This is a genomic window from Rothia sp. HC945, from assembly GCF_051370785.1.
Lineage (GTDB): Bacteria > Actinomycetota > Actinomycetes > Actinomycetales > Micrococcaceae > Rothia.
Genome location: NZ_JBFCSN010000001.1, coordinates 1,223,408 through 1,239,016, shown reverse-complemented (window position 1 = coordinate 1,239,016; position 15,609 = coordinate 1,223,408). Strand labels below are relative to the sequence as shown.

Annotated in this window: 17 protein-coding genes and 1 tRNA gene; 16 read left to right on the top strand and 2 right to left on the bottom strand. The window is 63.7% G+C overall.

The window, feature by feature from the left end; all coding sequences use genetic code 11:
• Window positions 1-22 precede the first annotated feature (22 nt).
• The 13 genes from AB0Y14_RS05470 (at window position 23) to AB0Y14_RS05410 (ending at window position 12,216) form a co-directional block, all read left to right on the top strand.
• The gene (locus AB0Y14_RS05470) at window positions 23-838 is read left to right on the top strand and encodes an ABC transporter ATP-binding protein (RefSeq protein ID WP_436588186.1); all 816 of its coding nucleotides are present in this window, start codon (window positions 23-25) and stop codon (window positions 836-838) included.
• Window positions 835-1,815 carry a siderophore-interacting protein gene (locus tag AB0Y14_RS05465; RefSeq protein WP_436588185.1) on the top strand — a complete coding sequence of 327 codons (981 nt, stop codon included), beginning with the start codon at window positions 835-837 and terminating at the stop codon, window positions 1,813-1,815. Before AB0Y14_RS05470 ends, AB0Y14_RS05465 begins: the two co-directional genes overlap by 4 nt.
• Window positions 1,816-1,939: 124 nt before the next feature.
• The gene (locus tag AB0Y14_RS05460; RefSeq protein ID WP_436588184.1) at window positions 1,940-2,797 is read left to right on the top strand and encodes an SGNH/GDSL hydrolase family protein; all 858 of its coding nucleotides are present in this window, start codon (window positions 1,940-1,942) and stop codon (window positions 2,795-2,797) included.
• A 275-nt stretch (window positions 2,798-3,072) separates the two neighbouring features.
• Window positions 3,073-3,309, top strand: coding sequence for a 50S ribosomal protein L28 (rpmB, locus tag AB0Y14_RS05455; RefSeq protein WP_129314578.1), 237 nt, complete (start codon window positions 3,073-3,075; stop codon window positions 3,307-3,309).
• A 2-nt stretch (window positions 3,310-3,311) separates the two neighbouring features.
• Entirely contained in the window at window positions 3,312-3,482 is a 171-nt protein-coding gene (rpmG, locus tag AB0Y14_RS05450) for a 50S ribosomal protein L33 (protein WP_030015328.1), read from the top strand.
• Window positions 3,483-3,487: 5 nt separating this feature from the next.
• Entirely contained in the window at window positions 3,488-3,793 is a 306-nt protein-coding gene (rpsN, locus tag AB0Y14_RS05445) for a 30S ribosomal protein S14 (protein WP_129656619.1), read from the top strand.
• Window positions 3,794-3,861: 68 nt separating this feature from the next.
• Window positions 3,862-4,146 carry an HU family DNA-binding protein gene (locus AB0Y14_RS05440; RefSeq protein ID WP_129314580.1) on the top strand — a complete coding sequence of 95 codons (285 nt, stop codon included), beginning with the start codon at window positions 3,862-3,864 and terminating at the stop codon, window positions 4,144-4,146.
• Window positions 4,147-4,440: 294 nt separating this feature from the next.
• Window positions 4,441-4,998 (top strand): hypothetical protein, encoded by a 558-nt coding sequence (locus tag AB0Y14_RS05435; protein ID WP_436588183.1) that lies wholly within the window; start codon window positions 4,441-4,443, stop codon window positions 4,996-4,998.
• Between the two features lie 78 nt (window positions 4,999-5,076).
• Entirely contained in the window at window positions 5,077-5,727 is a 651-nt protein-coding gene (locus AB0Y14_RS05430) for a copper resistance CopC family protein (RefSeq protein ID WP_436588182.1), read from the top strand.
• Window positions 5,728-5,732: 5 nt separating this feature from the next.
• Window positions 5,733-6,437 carry a copper chaperone PCu(A)C gene (locus tag AB0Y14_RS05425; protein WP_436588181.1) on the top strand — a complete coding sequence of 235 codons (705 nt, stop codon included), beginning with the start codon at window positions 5,733-5,735 and terminating at the stop codon, window positions 6,435-6,437.
• A 12-nt stretch (window positions 6,438-6,449) separates the two neighbouring features.
• Window positions 6,450-7,766, top strand: coding sequence for a Dyp-type peroxidase (locus AB0Y14_RS05420; protein ID WP_436588180.1), 1,317 nt, complete (start codon window positions 6,450-6,452; stop codon window positions 7,764-7,766).
• 78 nt (window positions 7,767-7,844) lie between these two features.
• Window positions 7,845-10,115 (top strand): cytochrome c oxidase assembly protein, encoded by a 2,271-nt coding sequence (locus tag AB0Y14_RS05415; RefSeq protein WP_436588179.1) that lies wholly within the window; start codon window positions 7,845-7,847, stop codon window positions 10,113-10,115.
• A 166-nt stretch (window positions 10,116-10,281) separates the two neighbouring features.
• Entirely contained in the window at window positions 10,282-12,216 is a 1,935-nt protein-coding gene (locus AB0Y14_RS05410; RefSeq protein ID WP_436588178.1) for an NHL domain-containing thioredoxin family protein, read from the top strand.
• Window positions 12,217-12,228: 12 nt separating this feature from the next.
• Here AB0Y14_RS05410 and AB0Y14_RS05405 read toward each other — a convergent pair whose 3' ends face one another.
• A complete protein-coding gene (locus AB0Y14_RS05405) occupies window positions 12,229-13,221 on the bottom strand; it encodes a hypothetical protein (protein WP_436588177.1) in 993 nt (330 codons plus the stop codon).
• A gap of 59 nt (window positions 13,222-13,280) precedes the next feature.
• Here AB0Y14_RS05405 and AB0Y14_RS05400 point away from each other — a divergent pair, with 59 nt between their 5' ends.
• Both AB0Y14_RS05400 and AB0Y14_RS05395 read left to right on the top strand, forming a co-directional pair.
• Window positions 13,281-13,988 carry a hypothetical protein gene (locus tag AB0Y14_RS05400; protein ID WP_436588176.1) on the top strand — a complete coding sequence of 236 codons (708 nt, stop codon included), beginning with the start codon at window positions 13,281-13,283 and terminating at the stop codon, window positions 13,986-13,988.
• A gap of 9 nt (window positions 13,989-13,997) precedes the next feature.
• A complete protein-coding gene (locus AB0Y14_RS05395; RefSeq protein WP_436588175.1) occupies window positions 13,998-14,651 on the top strand; it encodes a class I SAM-dependent methyltransferase in 654 nt (217 codons plus the stop codon).
• 202 nt (window positions 14,652-14,853) lie between these two features.
• Here AB0Y14_RS05395 and AB0Y14_RS05390 read toward each other — a convergent pair.
• A tRNA-Gly gene (locus tag AB0Y14_RS05390) sits at window positions 14,854-14,924 on the bottom strand.
• A 95-nt stretch (window positions 14,925-15,019) separates the two neighbouring features.
• On the opposite strand from AB0Y14_RS05390, the gene dcd reads away from it, so the two are divergent.
• Complete coding sequence (gene dcd / locus AB0Y14_RS05385) at window positions 15,020-15,604, top strand: dCTP deaminase (RefSeq protein WP_436588831.1); 585 nt, start codon at window positions 15,020-15,022, stop codon at window positions 15,602-15,604.
• The last annotated feature ends 5 nt before the right edge of the window (window positions 15,605-15,609 follow it).

Genomic DNA, 15,609 nt, shown 5'->3' with positions numbered 1-15,609 from the left:
GACCGCGACCCAGGCTCCCATCATGACCAGTACGTCCAAACCGGCCCAGAGCCTCCGCCTGTGCGCCGAATCCCTGACCCTGAATTACGGGGGCAGGAACATCGTCGAGAACTTGGACTTCGAGGTTCCTTCGGGGCAGGTGACCGCGATCATTGGTCCCAATGGGTGCGGCAAGTCCACGCTCCTGCGCGGCTTCTCGAGGCTGCTCAAGCCTGCGGGCGGTCGAGTCCGCCTGGACTCGAAGGACGTCTCCAAATACGGTTCCCGCGACTTCGCCCGGAGGGTCGGCCTCCTGCCTCAGCACCCGATCGCCCCGGACGGCATCACGGTCGCGGATCTGGTCTCTCGCGGGAGATATCCCTATCAGGGAATGTTCTCCAAGGCGTCGCGCGAGGACGACGCCGCCGTCGCCTGGGCACTCGAGGCGACGCACACCGAGCAACTGGCCGACCAGCCGGTGGCCGAGCTCTCGGGTGGTCAGCGTCAACGCGTCTGGATCGCGATGTCACTGGCCCAGGAAACTGACGTGTTGCTCCTCGACGAGCCGACCACGTACCTGGACCTCGCTCACCAGGTGGACCTGTTGGACTTGGTGGTCCGTCTCAACCGGTCGCGCGGCACGACCATGCTGCTCGTCCTCCACGAACTCAATCTCGCCGCGCGGTGTGCGGATCACCTGGTGGCCATGAAGGAGGGGCAGATCATGATGTCCGGTGCGCCGTCAGAGGTCCTCACCCGGGACAACCTGGCGGAGGTCTTCGGCCTTGACGCCGTCGTGTCACCGGATGCGAGCGGCTCACCCGTCGTCGTCCCCAGCCCAAGGAAGGAAATGTCGTGAGCAGAATTCCCATGGAGCTCTTCCAAGTGGAGGTCACCTCCGCGAAGAAGCTGAGCCGCGACTTCGTGCGAATCAGCCTGGCCTCCGAGCAACTGAGCCGGCTCGCGGCTCCCGCCGGCGACGGCAACGAGCAGGTCCTGGACTCGTACATCAAGCTCTTTATCCCGCACCCGGACCGCACGGACCCCGTGGTCCCGGATCTTCACGACGCGTGGCGGAAAGAGTGGTTCGCGGCGTCGCCCGAGGAGCGCGGTGGGTGGATTCGAACCTATACGTTGCGGGATTCGCGACCCTGGATCTCGGCCGAGGGCAAGAACGGTGTGGAAATCGATGTCGACTTCGTCCTTCATCCCCCCGAGGGCGCGGGCGAAGAGGGCCAACCGCCGGCCATGGGGCCCGGAGCGTCGTGGGCCTCGTCCGCTCGGGTCGGAGACGGCCTGAGCTTCATCGGTCCGCCCCGGGACGGGCAGCTCTGGGCCATGTGGAAGCCGGAGCAGGCCGATACCGTCATCGTGTGCGCGGACGAAACGGCCGTTCCCGCGGCCATGTCGGTTCTGCGCACGCTCCCCACGGGCTGCAAAGCCCGTTTTCTGCTCGAAGTTCCGGAAGGCAACGGCGATTTGGTCGAGCACGCCGAGCCGCTCCTGTCTCGCGCACGTGAGAACAGCGACGTCGAACTCCACTGGCTGGAGCGGGGAGAAAACCGCGTCCGTGGGGCACTGACTCTTCAGGCCCTGCGCGAAATCCTGGAGCTCGAGCCCAAGGAGGAGGACGCCGACAGTCCTCTCGGGGTCAGGCTCCCCGCGGAGGAATTCGTGTGGCAGACGGCCGACCACCCCGGAAGCACATACGTATATCTCGCCGGGGAGGCCTCGGTCGTGCGCGCGGCCCGGCGCGTCTGCGCCAACGAAGCCGGAATCCCGAAGTCGAGCATCTCCTTCATGGGCTATTGGAAGGCGGGCCACGCCGAGTCCTGATCCCGACGGCGTCGGAACCGTCCGTATTGCGATGCGTTGCACGCAGGCATAACGTCAATGACGAGGGGCTTTCCGACATGAGGAAAGGTCCGGAAACAACGTAGGTCGCATCGTAGGGAGAATTATGTCCGACGCCAACCGGGAGGGGTCCGAGGACCGCACAGAAAGGGCCCCCATTCGGTACGTGGCCGTCGGCGACTCCTTCACCGAAGGCGTCGGGGACGTCGACGCCGACCGTCCCAACGGCGTCCGTGGGTGGGCCGACCGGGTGGCCGAACAGCTCACGCTCCGCTTCCCCCGGACGACGTACGCGAACCTCGCCATCAGGGGGCGCACCATGGCGCCGATCCTGGATGAGCAGATCGATGCCGCCCTCGCGCTCGAGCCGACCCTCGTGAGCATCTACGCGGGCGGCAATGACATTCTGCGACCCAGCGTGGACATCGACGACATGATGGTCGGCTATGAGGACGCCATCTCAAGGTTGCGTTCGAGCGGCGCGCACGTGCTGACGTTCACCGGATTCGACGCCAAGAACTTCTACGGAGTCTTCAAGGGCACCCGTGGGCGCGCCGCAATATACAACGAGTTGCTCCGGGAAATCGTGGATCGTCATGGGCTGATCCTGGTCGACTACTGGCGCATGAGCAAGGAATTCTCGGACTCCCGGTATTGGGCTCCGGACCGCCTGCACATGAACACCCGCGGTCACAGGAAACTGGCGGGCAAGGTCCTGGAGGCCCTCGAGGTGACTCCGGCGGTGGACCTGGGGCTGGAGCCCTTGCCGCAGATGCGACAGGTTTCGCGCGTCCAGACCACCAGAGCGAACGTCGAATGGGTCCGAGAATTCGCTCTTCCTTGGGTCGGGCGGAGGCTGCGAGGAACGTCGTCGGGGGACTCGATGTCACCCAGATACCCGGAATTGCAGAGCATGACGGTGACCGAATCCGAGCCGGGCGCGGCGTCAGAATCCGGTGATTAAGGCCATGTTCCGCGGACCGCAGGTTGCGATTGGTGCGCCAATTCCATAGTATTTAACGCTGTCGTAGTGGTGAGTCCACCTCTCGGCACCGAATAAAGCTTCACCGTTATCCCGCGGCGGGGGCAGGGCCTGAAAATCTCACGCAGGCGCCTGTTCCACACTCTGTCCCGGCGAATAACCCGGTGCTCTAAGTAGGTGACGGAGCGCTCGGAAGGCAGCCCTCGTGGAAGCCACAACTGCGCACCGTCATCGTGTCAACATTTGGAGGAGAAACTATGGCAGCCGTCTGCCAGGTGACCGGAGCTGTTCCCGGCTTTGGACACAGCATTTCGCACTCGCACCGCCGCACCAAGCGTCGGTTCGATCCGAACATTCAGAAGAAGCGCTACTGGGTCCCGTCCCTTCGCCGCAATGTCACGCTGAACGTGTCCGCCAAGGGCATCAAGGTCATCGACAGCCGCGGGATCGACGCCGTCGTAGCCGACATCCTTGCACGCGGGGAGAAGATTTAAGCATGGCATCGAATACCAAGGACGTTCGTCCGATCATCAAGCTCAAGTCCACCGCCGGCACCGGTTACACCTACGTGACCCGCAAGAACCGCCGCAACAACCCGGACCGCCTGGTCATGAAGAAGTACGACCCGGTCGTCCGCAAGCACGTCGATTTCCGAGAGGAGCGCTAAGAGCTATGGCCAAGAAGTCCAAGATCGCTCGTAACGAGCAGCGCAAGGTCATCGTTGAGCGCTACGCGGAAAAGCGTGCCGCCCTCAAGAAGACCCTTGTGGACGAGAACGCAACCCCGGAGGAGCGCGAGGAGGCCCGCCTGGGTCTGCAGAAGCTTCCCCGCAATGCTTCCCCCATCCGTATCCGTAACCGCGATCAGATCGATGGTCGTCCGCGCGGTACCTTCCAGAAGTTCGGTATCTCCCGCGTCCGCTTCCGCCAGATGGCGCATCGGGGCGAATTGCCGGGAATTACCAAGTCAAGCTGGTAATTTTTCGGGTGTAGGCCGGTATAGTCGGCTGGAGCCAAGAAAATTCAAGTCTCAGGAGGGACACAGATATGGCTAAGAACCGTAGCGAACTCGTTTCCGAGGTTGCCGAGAAGTCGGGCATGAGCCAGGCCGCCGTCAACGGCGTTCTGGATGCTGTTTTCCAGGTTTTCGAATCCTCGGTTTCCAAGGGCGAGAAGATCACCATTCCCGGTTGGTTGTCCGTGGAGCGCACCGATCGTGCAGCACGCACCGGTCGTAACCCCCAGACCGGCGAGGCCATCAAGATCCCCGCCGGCCACGGAGTCAAGCTGAGCGCTGGTTCCAAGCTGAAGGCAGCTGTTGCCAAGAAGTAGTCATCCGACTGCAGACGCTTGAAGGCCCCGCATCCCTAACCAGGGATGCGGGGCCTTTCTCTTTTCAGGGGTCGGGCCTCGTCCGTGTGAGCCGAGTGATTGCGCTGACAGGCAGGTCGGGATGAACAGAACCGTTGGTAGACTGGTCGGGGCGACGCGACCGCGTCGTCCCGGTCGACTGCCTCGCACGGAGGGGCTCAGGGGGTGGACGTTGTGGCTTCTCGCGCTGCGTCGCACCGTATCCCGCGTCTCGTCCGGGGCTGGTCCCTGGCTACCATCTCCACTTTTTCCGGCGTGGTCTCACACGTTCTCGCGATGGGGCACGTCCCACCGGCGTCACTCGTCGCCGTGTGCTGGGCGCTGTCCGGCCTGGCGTGCGTACTCCTGTGTGGAGTCCGGCGTTCGGCCTTCTCCACGATCCTGAGCGTCGTCTCTTCCCAGGGGATCCTCCACTGGCTCTTCGCGCAGACGGGCCACGGCGTCGTCATGGCGCCCACCGGCGGGGAAGCGATGCCCGCGCACAGTCATCACATGATGCACGGCACCGGGTCCCTGACAGCGACCGTCAGTGGGCACGCGCCCGGGATGTCCTTCACCATGGTGACGACACACCTCGCGGCGGCCTGGCTGACCTACCTCGCGATACGCCGGGGCGATGCCGCACTGGCGGCGCTGTCACAAGCCATCCGCCTCGGCCTGGACCGAGTCGTTTCCTCGATTCCCCGAGCGAAGTCAATCGCTCCGGTCTTCCGGCCGCTGCCGGTCGGTCGCACGGTCCGTGTGCTCGTCAGGAAGGCCTACGCCGGACCGGTGCCTCTGCGCGGTCCGCCTTCTCTCCTCGCTTCCGTCTGAAACCAATCACTCCGGGTCCTGCCGGGGGCGCTGAGCCCTGCCGTGCCCGGAGCACTCAGCGACACAAGAGAGAAGACCATGGCTATTGCCGAACCCATCAAGAAAAAGACAACGACCCGTGCCGTGGCGCTCCGACGCGCCATGACCATTCCCACCATGATCGCCCTGGCGGCCTTCGCGCTCCTGATGAGCCCCACGGCCGCCCAGGCCCACGACCAGCTCGTGCAGTCCGATCCCGCCCAGGACACCTCGGTCAGCACAGCCCCGGATCACGTCACCCTGACCTTCTCCGGGAACATCACCCAGGTCGACAACGGCAATAAGGTCGTTGTCACGGATTCGCACGGCAAGACCGTGAGCAACGGAGAGACGACCGTCGAGGGGAAGGACGTCACCCAGAAGATCTCGTCGGACGCCGATAACGAGACCTACAAGGTGGCCTGGCGTGTTGTCTCCCAGGACGGCCACCCGATCGAAGGTGTCTACAACTTCACCGTGGGCGACGGAGGCTCCGGCGACCAGGCGAAGCCCAGCAACGAAGCTTCTTCCGATTCGAGCGGTGGTTCCGATTCTTCGGATGCCGGCTCGAGCGATTCGGAGACCAAGGATTCCGGACTTCCTGTGTGGGTGAGCGCCCTCATCGGCGCGGTCATCGCCGTGGGCGTGCTGGCCGTCGTTGCGCTCCTGATCGCACGGGTCCGCGCGAAGAAGAACGACGAAGGGCGGTAGGAACAATGTCGATTTTCAAGAAGACACGCATTCTCCTGGCGCCTGCTGTTCTCGCCGCCAGTGCGACCCTGGCCCTCACCGGATGCGGGGGCTCTCAGGACGCCAGCAGCACGAGTTCGGCCTCGGCCTCCTCCGAAGCGAAGGGCTCCGGGGCCGGGCTGTCCGTCAAGGATCCCTGGGCCAAGGCGGCTGATTCCGGCATGACTGCGGTGTTCGGGACGCTGGAGAACACGTCCGACCACGACGTCACTGTGGTGTCCGCCGAGACGAAGGCGGCCGGCAAGACCCAGCTGCACGAAACCGTGACCGACCCGAAGACCGGGGCTTCGTCCATGAAGGAGAAGGAAGACGGGTTCACGATCGGTAAGGGCAAGTCGATCGAGCTCAAGCCCGGGGGCAACCACATCATGCTCATGGATCTGAAGTGCTCCTTGCTTGCCGGCGACAGCATCAAGGTCACCGTAAAGACCGCGGACGGGAAGAGCATGGACATCGATGCCCCGATCCGGGATTACAGCGGTGCGAAGGAGAACTACGACCCGGCGGAAGGATCCGGATCGTCGGCCGGACAGGACTCGAGCCAGGCTCCGGACGATCACTCCGGTCACGACATGAGTGAGCATTCCAGTCACGACATGGGTGAGCACTCCGACCACGATATGGGCGGAATGAGCGAGAGTTCGAGCAAGCTGCCCAGCTGCTCATCGTAGGGGAACGAGCCCATGATCGACAGCACGAAGGATCCGGCTCCACGCCGTGGGTTGTGGAGCCGTAGGAATCTGCTCGTCGGCGGGGCGACTGCATCCGTCGGTGCCGCCGCGGGGGCGAGCGTCTCGCTCGCCCGCCGCGGCGGCCACCACGGCTCTTCGGACGCCTCGGACGACTCAGGAAACCCCCAGGCCGCTTCGGGAGGTACCTCGCTTGCGGCCTCGACTGTGGCGTTCCACGGCAAGCGTCAGGCCGGCGTCGCGACGCCGGCTCCCGCGTACGGCAACTTCATCGGGCTTCGTCTCAGGGAGGGGACGACGTCGTCGGACGTCCGGCGCATGCTTCGGATCCTCACCGACGACGCCGCGTCTCTGACGTCCGGGAAAGGGCCGATCAACGACCAGGAACCCGAATTGGCGAGCATCTCTGCCAATCTCACGATTACCTTCGGGTTCGGGGAAAAAATCTTCGACCTGGCCAATCCCGGGGCCAAACCGTCCTGGCTCAAACCGCTTCCGGCTTTTGACAAGATCGACCGGCTGACCGACGAATACGGGCCGGCCGATCTTCTTCTGCAGATCTGCTGCGACGACAGAATGACGTTGGCGCACGCCCAGCGCATGCTGCTCAAGGAAATCCGCAGCTTCGGGCGAGTCCACTGGGTCCAGGAAGGTTTTCGCAATGCGGCGGGATCCCTGAAGAAGGGGACTACCATGCGGAACCTCTTCGGTCAGGTCGACGGAACGATCAACCCCAGCACCGAGGACTCGAGCATGGACGACGTCGTCTACGGATCGGCGGACGGACTGGAACCCTGGATCGAGGGTGGAACCTCGCTGGTGATCCGGCGAATACACATGAACCTGGACACGTGGGACGAAGTCGACAATCCTGGGCGGGAGGACGCCGTCGGAAGAAAACTTTCCAACGGCGCACCCCTGACCGGCACGAAGGAGACCGACCCGGTGGACCTGACGGCCAAGACCCCGGTGGGTTTCCCCGTGGTCGCGGATTACGCGCACGTTCGCCGGGCGACGGCCCAAAGTCCGGTCGAACGCATCCTGAGACGGCCGTACAATTATGACCTGCCGGTCTCGAATGCGTCCGGGTTGTCCCAGTCCGGATCGTCCGAGGGTGGGGTGAGCCGAACAGGGCTCATCTTCGCGTCCTACCAGGCTGACCCGGTCAAACAATTCGTGCCCATCCAGGAACGACTGGCCGAACTGGACATGCTCAACACGTGGACCGTCCCCATCGGTTCCGCAGTCTTCGCGATTCCTCCGGGATGCGACCAGAGCGGATTCATCGGGGACTTCCTTTTCGAGACGTAGCGCTCGAAACTGCCTTGTCCCTGCCCCGGAGGGAGGGGCAAGGCAACGACTTCACCCACTTTTCGAACCGAGGATTTGATGACGAGCAGCAAGCCGAAGGCCGGCGGTCGGAAAACCGCGCCGAGGCGGGAGGTACCACAGGGACTCGCGAGAGGACTCCACCGCCCGTGGTTGCTCGTGGTGCCGGGCGCGACCCTCGTGTTCCTCGTCGTGTCGCTGATTCTCTCGGGTACCGCGGCAGGAACGAGCCTGAACGACCCCGGGCCATTCGTACGGTGGGCTCTGCCTGTCGCGACGTCGATCCACAACATCTCCATGGCAGCGACCATGGGTGCGCTGGTGTTCACGGTGTTCTTCATTCCCCGCTACGCTGCCGACGCAAAGAGCACGGGTCGCCGGCGAAGCAGTGGCCGAATGATAGCCGATTCGGAGTATTCCACCAGCGAGGACCTGGCCCACGCCACCGCGGACGAAGCGCAGGGCATCCGGGACAGAGAGGCTTCCGCGACCGATGAGTACCCTCCGTTCGTTGCCGCGCTGAATTTCGGCGCCGTCGCGTCCATGACCTGGACCATCGCAGCAGTTGCGGTGCTGATTCTTTCCTACGCCGATGTCGCCGGAACCGCCGTGAGCAGCGACAAGGCCTTCACGAGTCAGTTGCTCAGCTACATGCAGAGCATCGCGGGCGGCCAGGAGCAGACGACGATCATCGTTGTTGCGGCCGTGGTGACCACCTTGATCTTCGCGGTGCGGCAATTGCTCGGTCTTCTGCTGACCCTCGGGCTGTCCATGGTCGCGCTCGTGGCTCTTGCCCTCAGCGGTCACTCCTCGGGCGGTGACGACCACATGGGGGCCGTCAACTCGCTCGGTCTTCACCTGTTGGGTGTGAGCCTGTGGTTCGGGGGCCTCGTCGTCCTGACCTACCTGTCCCGTCAGCTCTCAGGGCCCGACGCCGGGACGGGCACGGTACCGCAGAAGAAACGCGGCGCTCTCAGCGCACGTGACCGCCGAGCCCCCATGGCCGTGGTCGTGCTCAGGCGATACTCGGCCGTCGCACTGGCCGGATTCGTGATGGTTCTGTTCTCGGGAATCATCAACGCCGACATCCGCATTTACGGTCTCTCCGATCTCGGAACCACGTACGGGGCCCTGATCGTGACCAAGGCGGTGCTCACCCTCCTGTTGGGTATCGCCGGGGCCGCACACCGCCTGTATCTGATTCCGCGGATCGAGTCGGGGGCGGTGAGTGCCTTCCGCGGCATCTGGCAGGTGATCCTGGCCGAGCTGGTGATCATGGGAACCGTGTCCGGTGTTGCCGTGACACTCTCCCGGAGCGCACCGCCCGTTCCGGAGGAGCTGAAACCTGACGCGTCCCCCGCACGCATCATCACCTGGTACGAAATGCCGGGTGAACCCACGACGGCCACATGGTTCACCACGTGGCGTTGGGACTGGCTGTGGGTCGCCGTCGCGGTTCTGGCCGTGTGGTTCTACGCTTGGGCCTTTCTCAAAGTCAGGTCCCGAGGCGGCAACTGGAACCCGTTGCGACTGGTCTCCTGGATCGTGGGCCTCGCATTCCTGACCTTCGCGACGTCGGGCTCACTGCCCGTCTACTCGCGGGTTCTCTTCTCCGCGCACATGGTCGAGCACATGCTGCTGACGATGATCATCCCGATCTTCCTGGTGCTGGGGGCCCCAGTGACCTTGTTCCTGAGAGCGTTGGAACCGCGACAGGACGGTACTCGCGGGCCGCGCGAGTGGATCCTGTGGTTCACGCATTCGACCTGGGCGAAGATTGTCACCAACCCGATCGTTGCGGCCGTGAACTTCGCGGGATCGATCGTGATCTTCTACTTCACCCCCTTGTTCGGGGTCGCCCTGCGTTTCCACGTGGGCCACGAATTCATGATGGCCCACTTCCTGATGACCGGGTACATGTTCCTCTTGGTTCTGATCGGAATCGATCCGATCCCGCGTCGTCCGCAGTACGCGATTCGCCTCGTCGTCCTCATCGCGACCTTGGGATATCACGCTTTCGTGGGTATCGCGCTGATGAGCTCCAATGCGCTGTTGCAGGCTTCGTGGTTCGGCAACGTCGGGCGTCCGTGGGGCCTCTCCGCGCTCGGGGACCAGAAGCTCGGCGGTTCGATCATGTGGGGTATGGGCGAGATCCCGACCATGTTGATCGCCGTGGTCGTTGGTGTGCAGTGGTCCATTGCCGACGGTCGCCTGGCCAAACGCATCGACCGCCAGGCCGACCGAGATGGCGACGCCGAACTGGAGGCGTACAACGAGATGTTCGAACGCCTCAACGAAGACGGCACTTCCTCGTCGAGAGATCGTCGCTAGTTCCATCCACAATGAACCCTGATGTGTTCGAATATGACGTCTGCACACAGGTGAATGACGCGACGGCGACACAAGGAACATCTCCGTCCCGCCGGTTGTTACTCTTTCCGCAAGCATCCGCGCAGTCGGCCCCAGCGGGCCGCGCCCACACAGAAATGAGGATTCGATGGTTGAACGCGCGCCCCGTGTACGCGCCTCGGAGCTGACCGGCCGCAATTGGCTGAACACCGGTGGGAAAGAACTGACGTGGTCCGACCTCCGCGGAAAGATCGTCATCCTCGACTTCTGGTCCTTCTGCTGCATCAACTGCCTCCACGTTCTGGACGAACTGCGTCCGCTCGAGGACGAGTTCTCGGACATCCTCGTCACAGTGGGAGTCCATTCCCCGAAGTTCGAGCATGAGGCCGATCCTGAGGCGCTCGCCGCAGCCGTGGACCGTTACGACCTGCGCCACCCGGTTCTGGACGACCCAGAACTGGGCACGTGGCAGGCCTACACGGCGCGAGCATGGCCGACCCTCGTCGTCGTGGACCCGGAGGGCTATGTCGTCGCGCACCTTTCCGGCGAGGGACACGTTCAAGGGCTGGTGTCGCTGGTTCACGAGCTCGCCGAGGAACACGAGGCCAAAGGCACACTGCACCGGGGGAGCGGCCCCTATGTTCCGCGACCCAAGCAAGAGGGCGTGCTGTCGTTTCCCGGGAAGATCAATGCTCTCCCGGCCGAGCTGAGGTCGCCGGACGCCGAGGACCAGACCTACCTGGTGACGGACACTGGCCGGCACCGCGTGGTCGAGCTCGATTCGTCCCTCGAGAAGGTCCTGCGGACTTGGGGCGGCAACGTCAAGGGTTATCAGGACGGAAGCTCGGACGACGCCCGGTTCAACGAACCACAGGGCCTCGCGATCGTTCCGGAAAAGCTCCGGGAAAGCGTTGGGTACGACGTCGTGGTGGCCGATTCCGTCAACCACCGTCTGCGCGGAATCGAGCTCGGCTCCGGCAAGGTCTCGACTGTCGCCGGCAACGGTGTCCAAAGGTTGCTCGACGCCGAGGGTGCTCGCACCGGCGACCCCAATGTCATCGACCCTGCGGCCGACCCCCTGACTGTTTCGCTGTCCTCACCGTGGGACATTCTCTGGTCGGATGCCATCGAAGCGTTCGTCATCGCCATGGCCGGCACCCACCAGATCTTCTCCTTCGACCCCGTGACGGGAACCGTCCAGGTGCTGGCCGGAACCGGTGCAGAAGGCCTCCTCGACGGTTCCGCCGCCGACGCGTGGTTCGCGCAGTCCTCCGGTCTGGCGCAGGCGCCGGACGGAACCGTATGGGTCGCCGATTCCGAGACGTCGGCCGTGCGGAAGATCGCCTTCGACGAGGGCGGACCCACCGTGACCTCGGTCGTGGGACAAGGACTGTTCGACTTCGGCTTCCGCGATGGTTCGTCCGAGGAAGCCCGGTTGCAGCACTGTCTGGGAGTCGCGGTTCTGCCCGACCAGTCCGTGGCCATTGCTGACACCTACAACGGCGCGGTCCGCCGTTGGGATCCCGTAGCGAAAGAACTGACGACCTTGGCCCGCGACCTCGCGGAACCGTCCGATGTTCTGCTCGAAGACCGCGGAGAAGGCAACGATCCGTTGTTGCTCGTGGTCGAGGCCAACGCGCACCAAGTCGTTCGGCTCCCGACCCCGAAGGAGGCCCAGAGGGTCGACGAAGGAGCGTCTCAGACGCAGCGTCCGCCGTCCTTGCTGGCGGGGGACACGCTCGAGATCGTCTCTCGGTTCTCAGCCCCGACCGGCCAGAAACTGGACGATCGCTGGGGCGATCCCACGCAGTTGAAAGTCTCGGCGACTCCTCCCGAATTCATCGTCGAGGGATCCGGCGCGCAACAGGGCCTCACACGAACGTTGACGTTGAACCCAGACATCACCGACGCCGTCCTGCACGTCACCGCTCGCGCGGCAGCCTGTGACGGCGAACCCGGCGGGGAAATCCCCGATCACGCGGCGTGCCACCTCTACCAGCAGGACTGGGGGATACCGGTTCGCGTGACGGGCAACGAGGAAGATGAACACACCATGACCCTGGACCTGCGAGGCGTGAACTGAGCCAGTACGGGTTCAGTGGGTGTTGACGACGACTTGGTCACCTTTGACCTGTAACGCGGCCTTCAGTTGGAAGGGCACCGTCTTTTTCACGGTGCTGACCTTTCCCGTGTAGAGATCGAGGGACTGGAACTCGATCTGGGCCTTGCCCTTGGGGTTTGTCAGTTTCCATCGCCCCTGCTGATCCACGGTGGCCGAGGAATCCGGGTACTCACTGATGTTCCAGTGCACGTCGCCCTGGACGCGGCCGGGGAATTCATATTCGAAGGGGCATCCCTTCGGATACAGGGTGTTCTGTCGGGCGCATTCGTCGAGCTTCCCGGAGACCTGGGACTTGATGGAGTCCTTGGCGTGTTGGCTCGGCGCGGGTTTAAGCGACAGCGACGCCTTGTTCGAATCGTCGTGGCCGGGTTCGGGATCCGTCACGGTGGTTGTCGTCTCGGGCGCTGTCACCAGGGACGATGTGTATTCCGCGGTATAGACGCCGGGGTAGAAGACGGCGAAGTTCTGGTCTCCGCCCTGCACGCCAACCTTCTGCCGGTTGACCGTGGCGGTTTCCACCCCGGGTGTCGAAACCTTGACGGTGGGCAGAGTGCGCGAATCGATGGACCAGTCCTCCAAGAACCCCGCGTGGACCCCTGTCCGGTGAACGGGGAATTCGGTGCTCGACGTCGCCCCGTTCAGCCTGTACTCGACCGTGACGACCGCGGAATCCTCCGACCCCTGGTGAACGCTGTAGCTGAGATGGTCCAGGGTGCGTGTCGCCTCGGAGAGCGACCGTCCGTTCAGCATGGCCCCATTCGAATCGGGAACATCGGCGTTCATCAGGTCCATGGCCTTGCCGCCGTCCCCGTTCTGGATGGCCTGCATGTAGCTTCTGACCGGGGCCGTGGGTCCGAACGCATAGTGCGAAATCAGGGCCATGGCAGCCACGGCCAAACCCGCCGTCGCCAGCAACCCGACGCAAAATGTCGCCAGTGCTCGGTTTACGGGAGAGCGGGGGAACATGGGTACCAGCATATAGGGTGTCGGAAGCCACGGAGCAGGCATCGAATAGGCTGGGGATCATGGCAGAAAACGTAAGGGATGTTCCCGCGAAGTACGGTCGGCTCGAGGAAGGTTTCTATCCGCGCATTCACTCCTACGGGCGCAGGATCCTTGCCGTGCTGCCCACCGTCCTGCTGGCCGTGGCTCTGCTCGCGATCCTGTACTTCAAGCGCCCGGCAGCGGCCTTCGTGATCGTGGTTCTGGTCATGGAAGTCGTGGCCGCCGCTGCCGTGTACTCGATCCTGAAACCCGCCGTCGCCGTCATCACCGAAACTCACGTCCTGAGAGGGCGGCTCTTCGGGTGGAAAGCCGTGGCCAGAGACAGCATCGAGCACACGATATTCGTGGAAAGGCTGAGGCCCAAGGCCGCCCTCTCGGCTGGGGACGGCGCATGGGCACGGCTGAGGTACAGGGGGATCCCCGGACTGTGGTTCACGGGCCCCAAAGGAAAATCCCTGATGCGTTTTGACGGACGTGTCTGGGACGCCAAGACGCTCCGGGCCCTGTCCGGAAAGGTCACGCCCCAGACCACCGTGTATTCGTCGATCAACGTCACGGAGTTGGCCGCGAAGCACAAGGGCCTCGTCTCGTGGCACGAATTGCACCCGGCCTTCCGGTCGACCCTGATCGCGGTCATGGGCCTGGTGTTCCTGGCACTGATTGTGGTCCTGGGTGTCTGGCCCGAGGTCTTCGGGGCCAGCGAAGGACTGACCCACGGGGCAGGCTAGACTCGACGCATGCGCGAACCTTCACTGTGGGAAGTCCAGAAGAAGAACAACCCCGGTCACTCCCGGTGGTACATCGAACGGTTCGAGACGATGCGCGCGCAGGGAGCCGACCTGGACGGGGAAGCCCGGACGATCGACGCCATGTCATCGCGAGGCTCGACCATTCTCGACGCAGGGTGCGGACCGGGCCGTGTGGGCGGCGAACTCGCACGCCGCGGACACCAGGTGATCGGGATCGACGTCGATCCCGAACTCATCGACCAAGCCCGCATCGACCACCCGGAGGCGACTTGGCTGACCGGTGACCTCGCCGACCTGGAAACGGCGATGCCGGCCGAATTCCTGGGCGCGGTCGATACCGTGGTCTGCGCGGGCAATGTGATGACTTTTCTTGCTCCGTCCACACGCCGGGCGGTTTTGGAAGGCTTCGGGCGCGCCCTCACGCCGGGCGGACGTGCAGCGGTCGGGTTCGGCGCTGGCCGAGGATATCTCTTCGACGACTTCTTCCGGGACGTGGAGAGCGCCGGGCTGGACGTGGACCTCAGGTTGTCGACCTGGGAGCTCGAACCGTTGGGCCCGGACTCCAACTTCCTGGTGGCCCTGCTCCGCAAGCCAGAAGACCCTGCCCAGCAACCAGGTGCCAGGACCAACCTGCTCGGCTGAACGGCGAGTCCCAGGTTTGGGGCCTGGGTCCAGGCTCCTGGGCAAGGGGCACTGAGCGCTTCGGCATGTTCTTCCAGGGCCGGGCCCATGGAAAACGACGACGGGCCGCAGAAACCTCTGCGGCCCGTCGTCGTTGCCGATCACTCACCGGCCGTGTGGCACGGGATCAATTGACCTTGTGGAATTGGATCGGCGGAATGGGAGCGGCTGACGGGAATCGAACCCGCGTATCAGGCTTGGGAAGCGTGCGCTCTACCATTGAGCTACAGCCGCATGATCCTCAAAGGACCAGAAATTATCGTAGCGCATCATCGGAAGCGGTGCGAACCGGTGGCAGGTTCACTCCGAGCATGTCTTATTCTTTAACCGTGCTGATTTCAGATCACGATATACGCCAGGACATCGACCGCGGACGCATTCAGCTGGATCCCTATGATCCGGCGATGATGCAACCCGCGAGTATTGACGTGCGCTTGGACAGGTACTTCCGGCTGTTCGACAACCACAAGTATCCGTACATTGATCCTCGTGAGGACCAGCCCGAGCTGACTCGATTGATCGAGACCAAACCGGACGAGCCGTTCATCCTGCACCCGGGGGAGTTCGTGCTGGGCTCGACCTACGAGCAGGTCACCCTTCCCGACGACGTCGCCGCCCGCCTGGAAGGGAAATCGTCCTTGGGCCGTCTCGGCCTGCTGACCCATTCCACCGCGGGTTTCATCGATCCCGGTTTCTCGGGACACGTGACTCTGGAACTGTCGAACATGGCGACTTTGCCGATTCTGCTGTGGCCGGGGTCGAAGGTCGGCCAACTGTGCTTCTTCCGCCTCAGCTCGCCCACTGACCATCCCTATGGCTCCGGGACCTACGGCAACCGTTACCAGGGTCAGCGAGGCCCGACGGCGTCCCGCAGCTACCAGAACTTCCATACGACAGACGTTTTCGAGAAGTAGATACG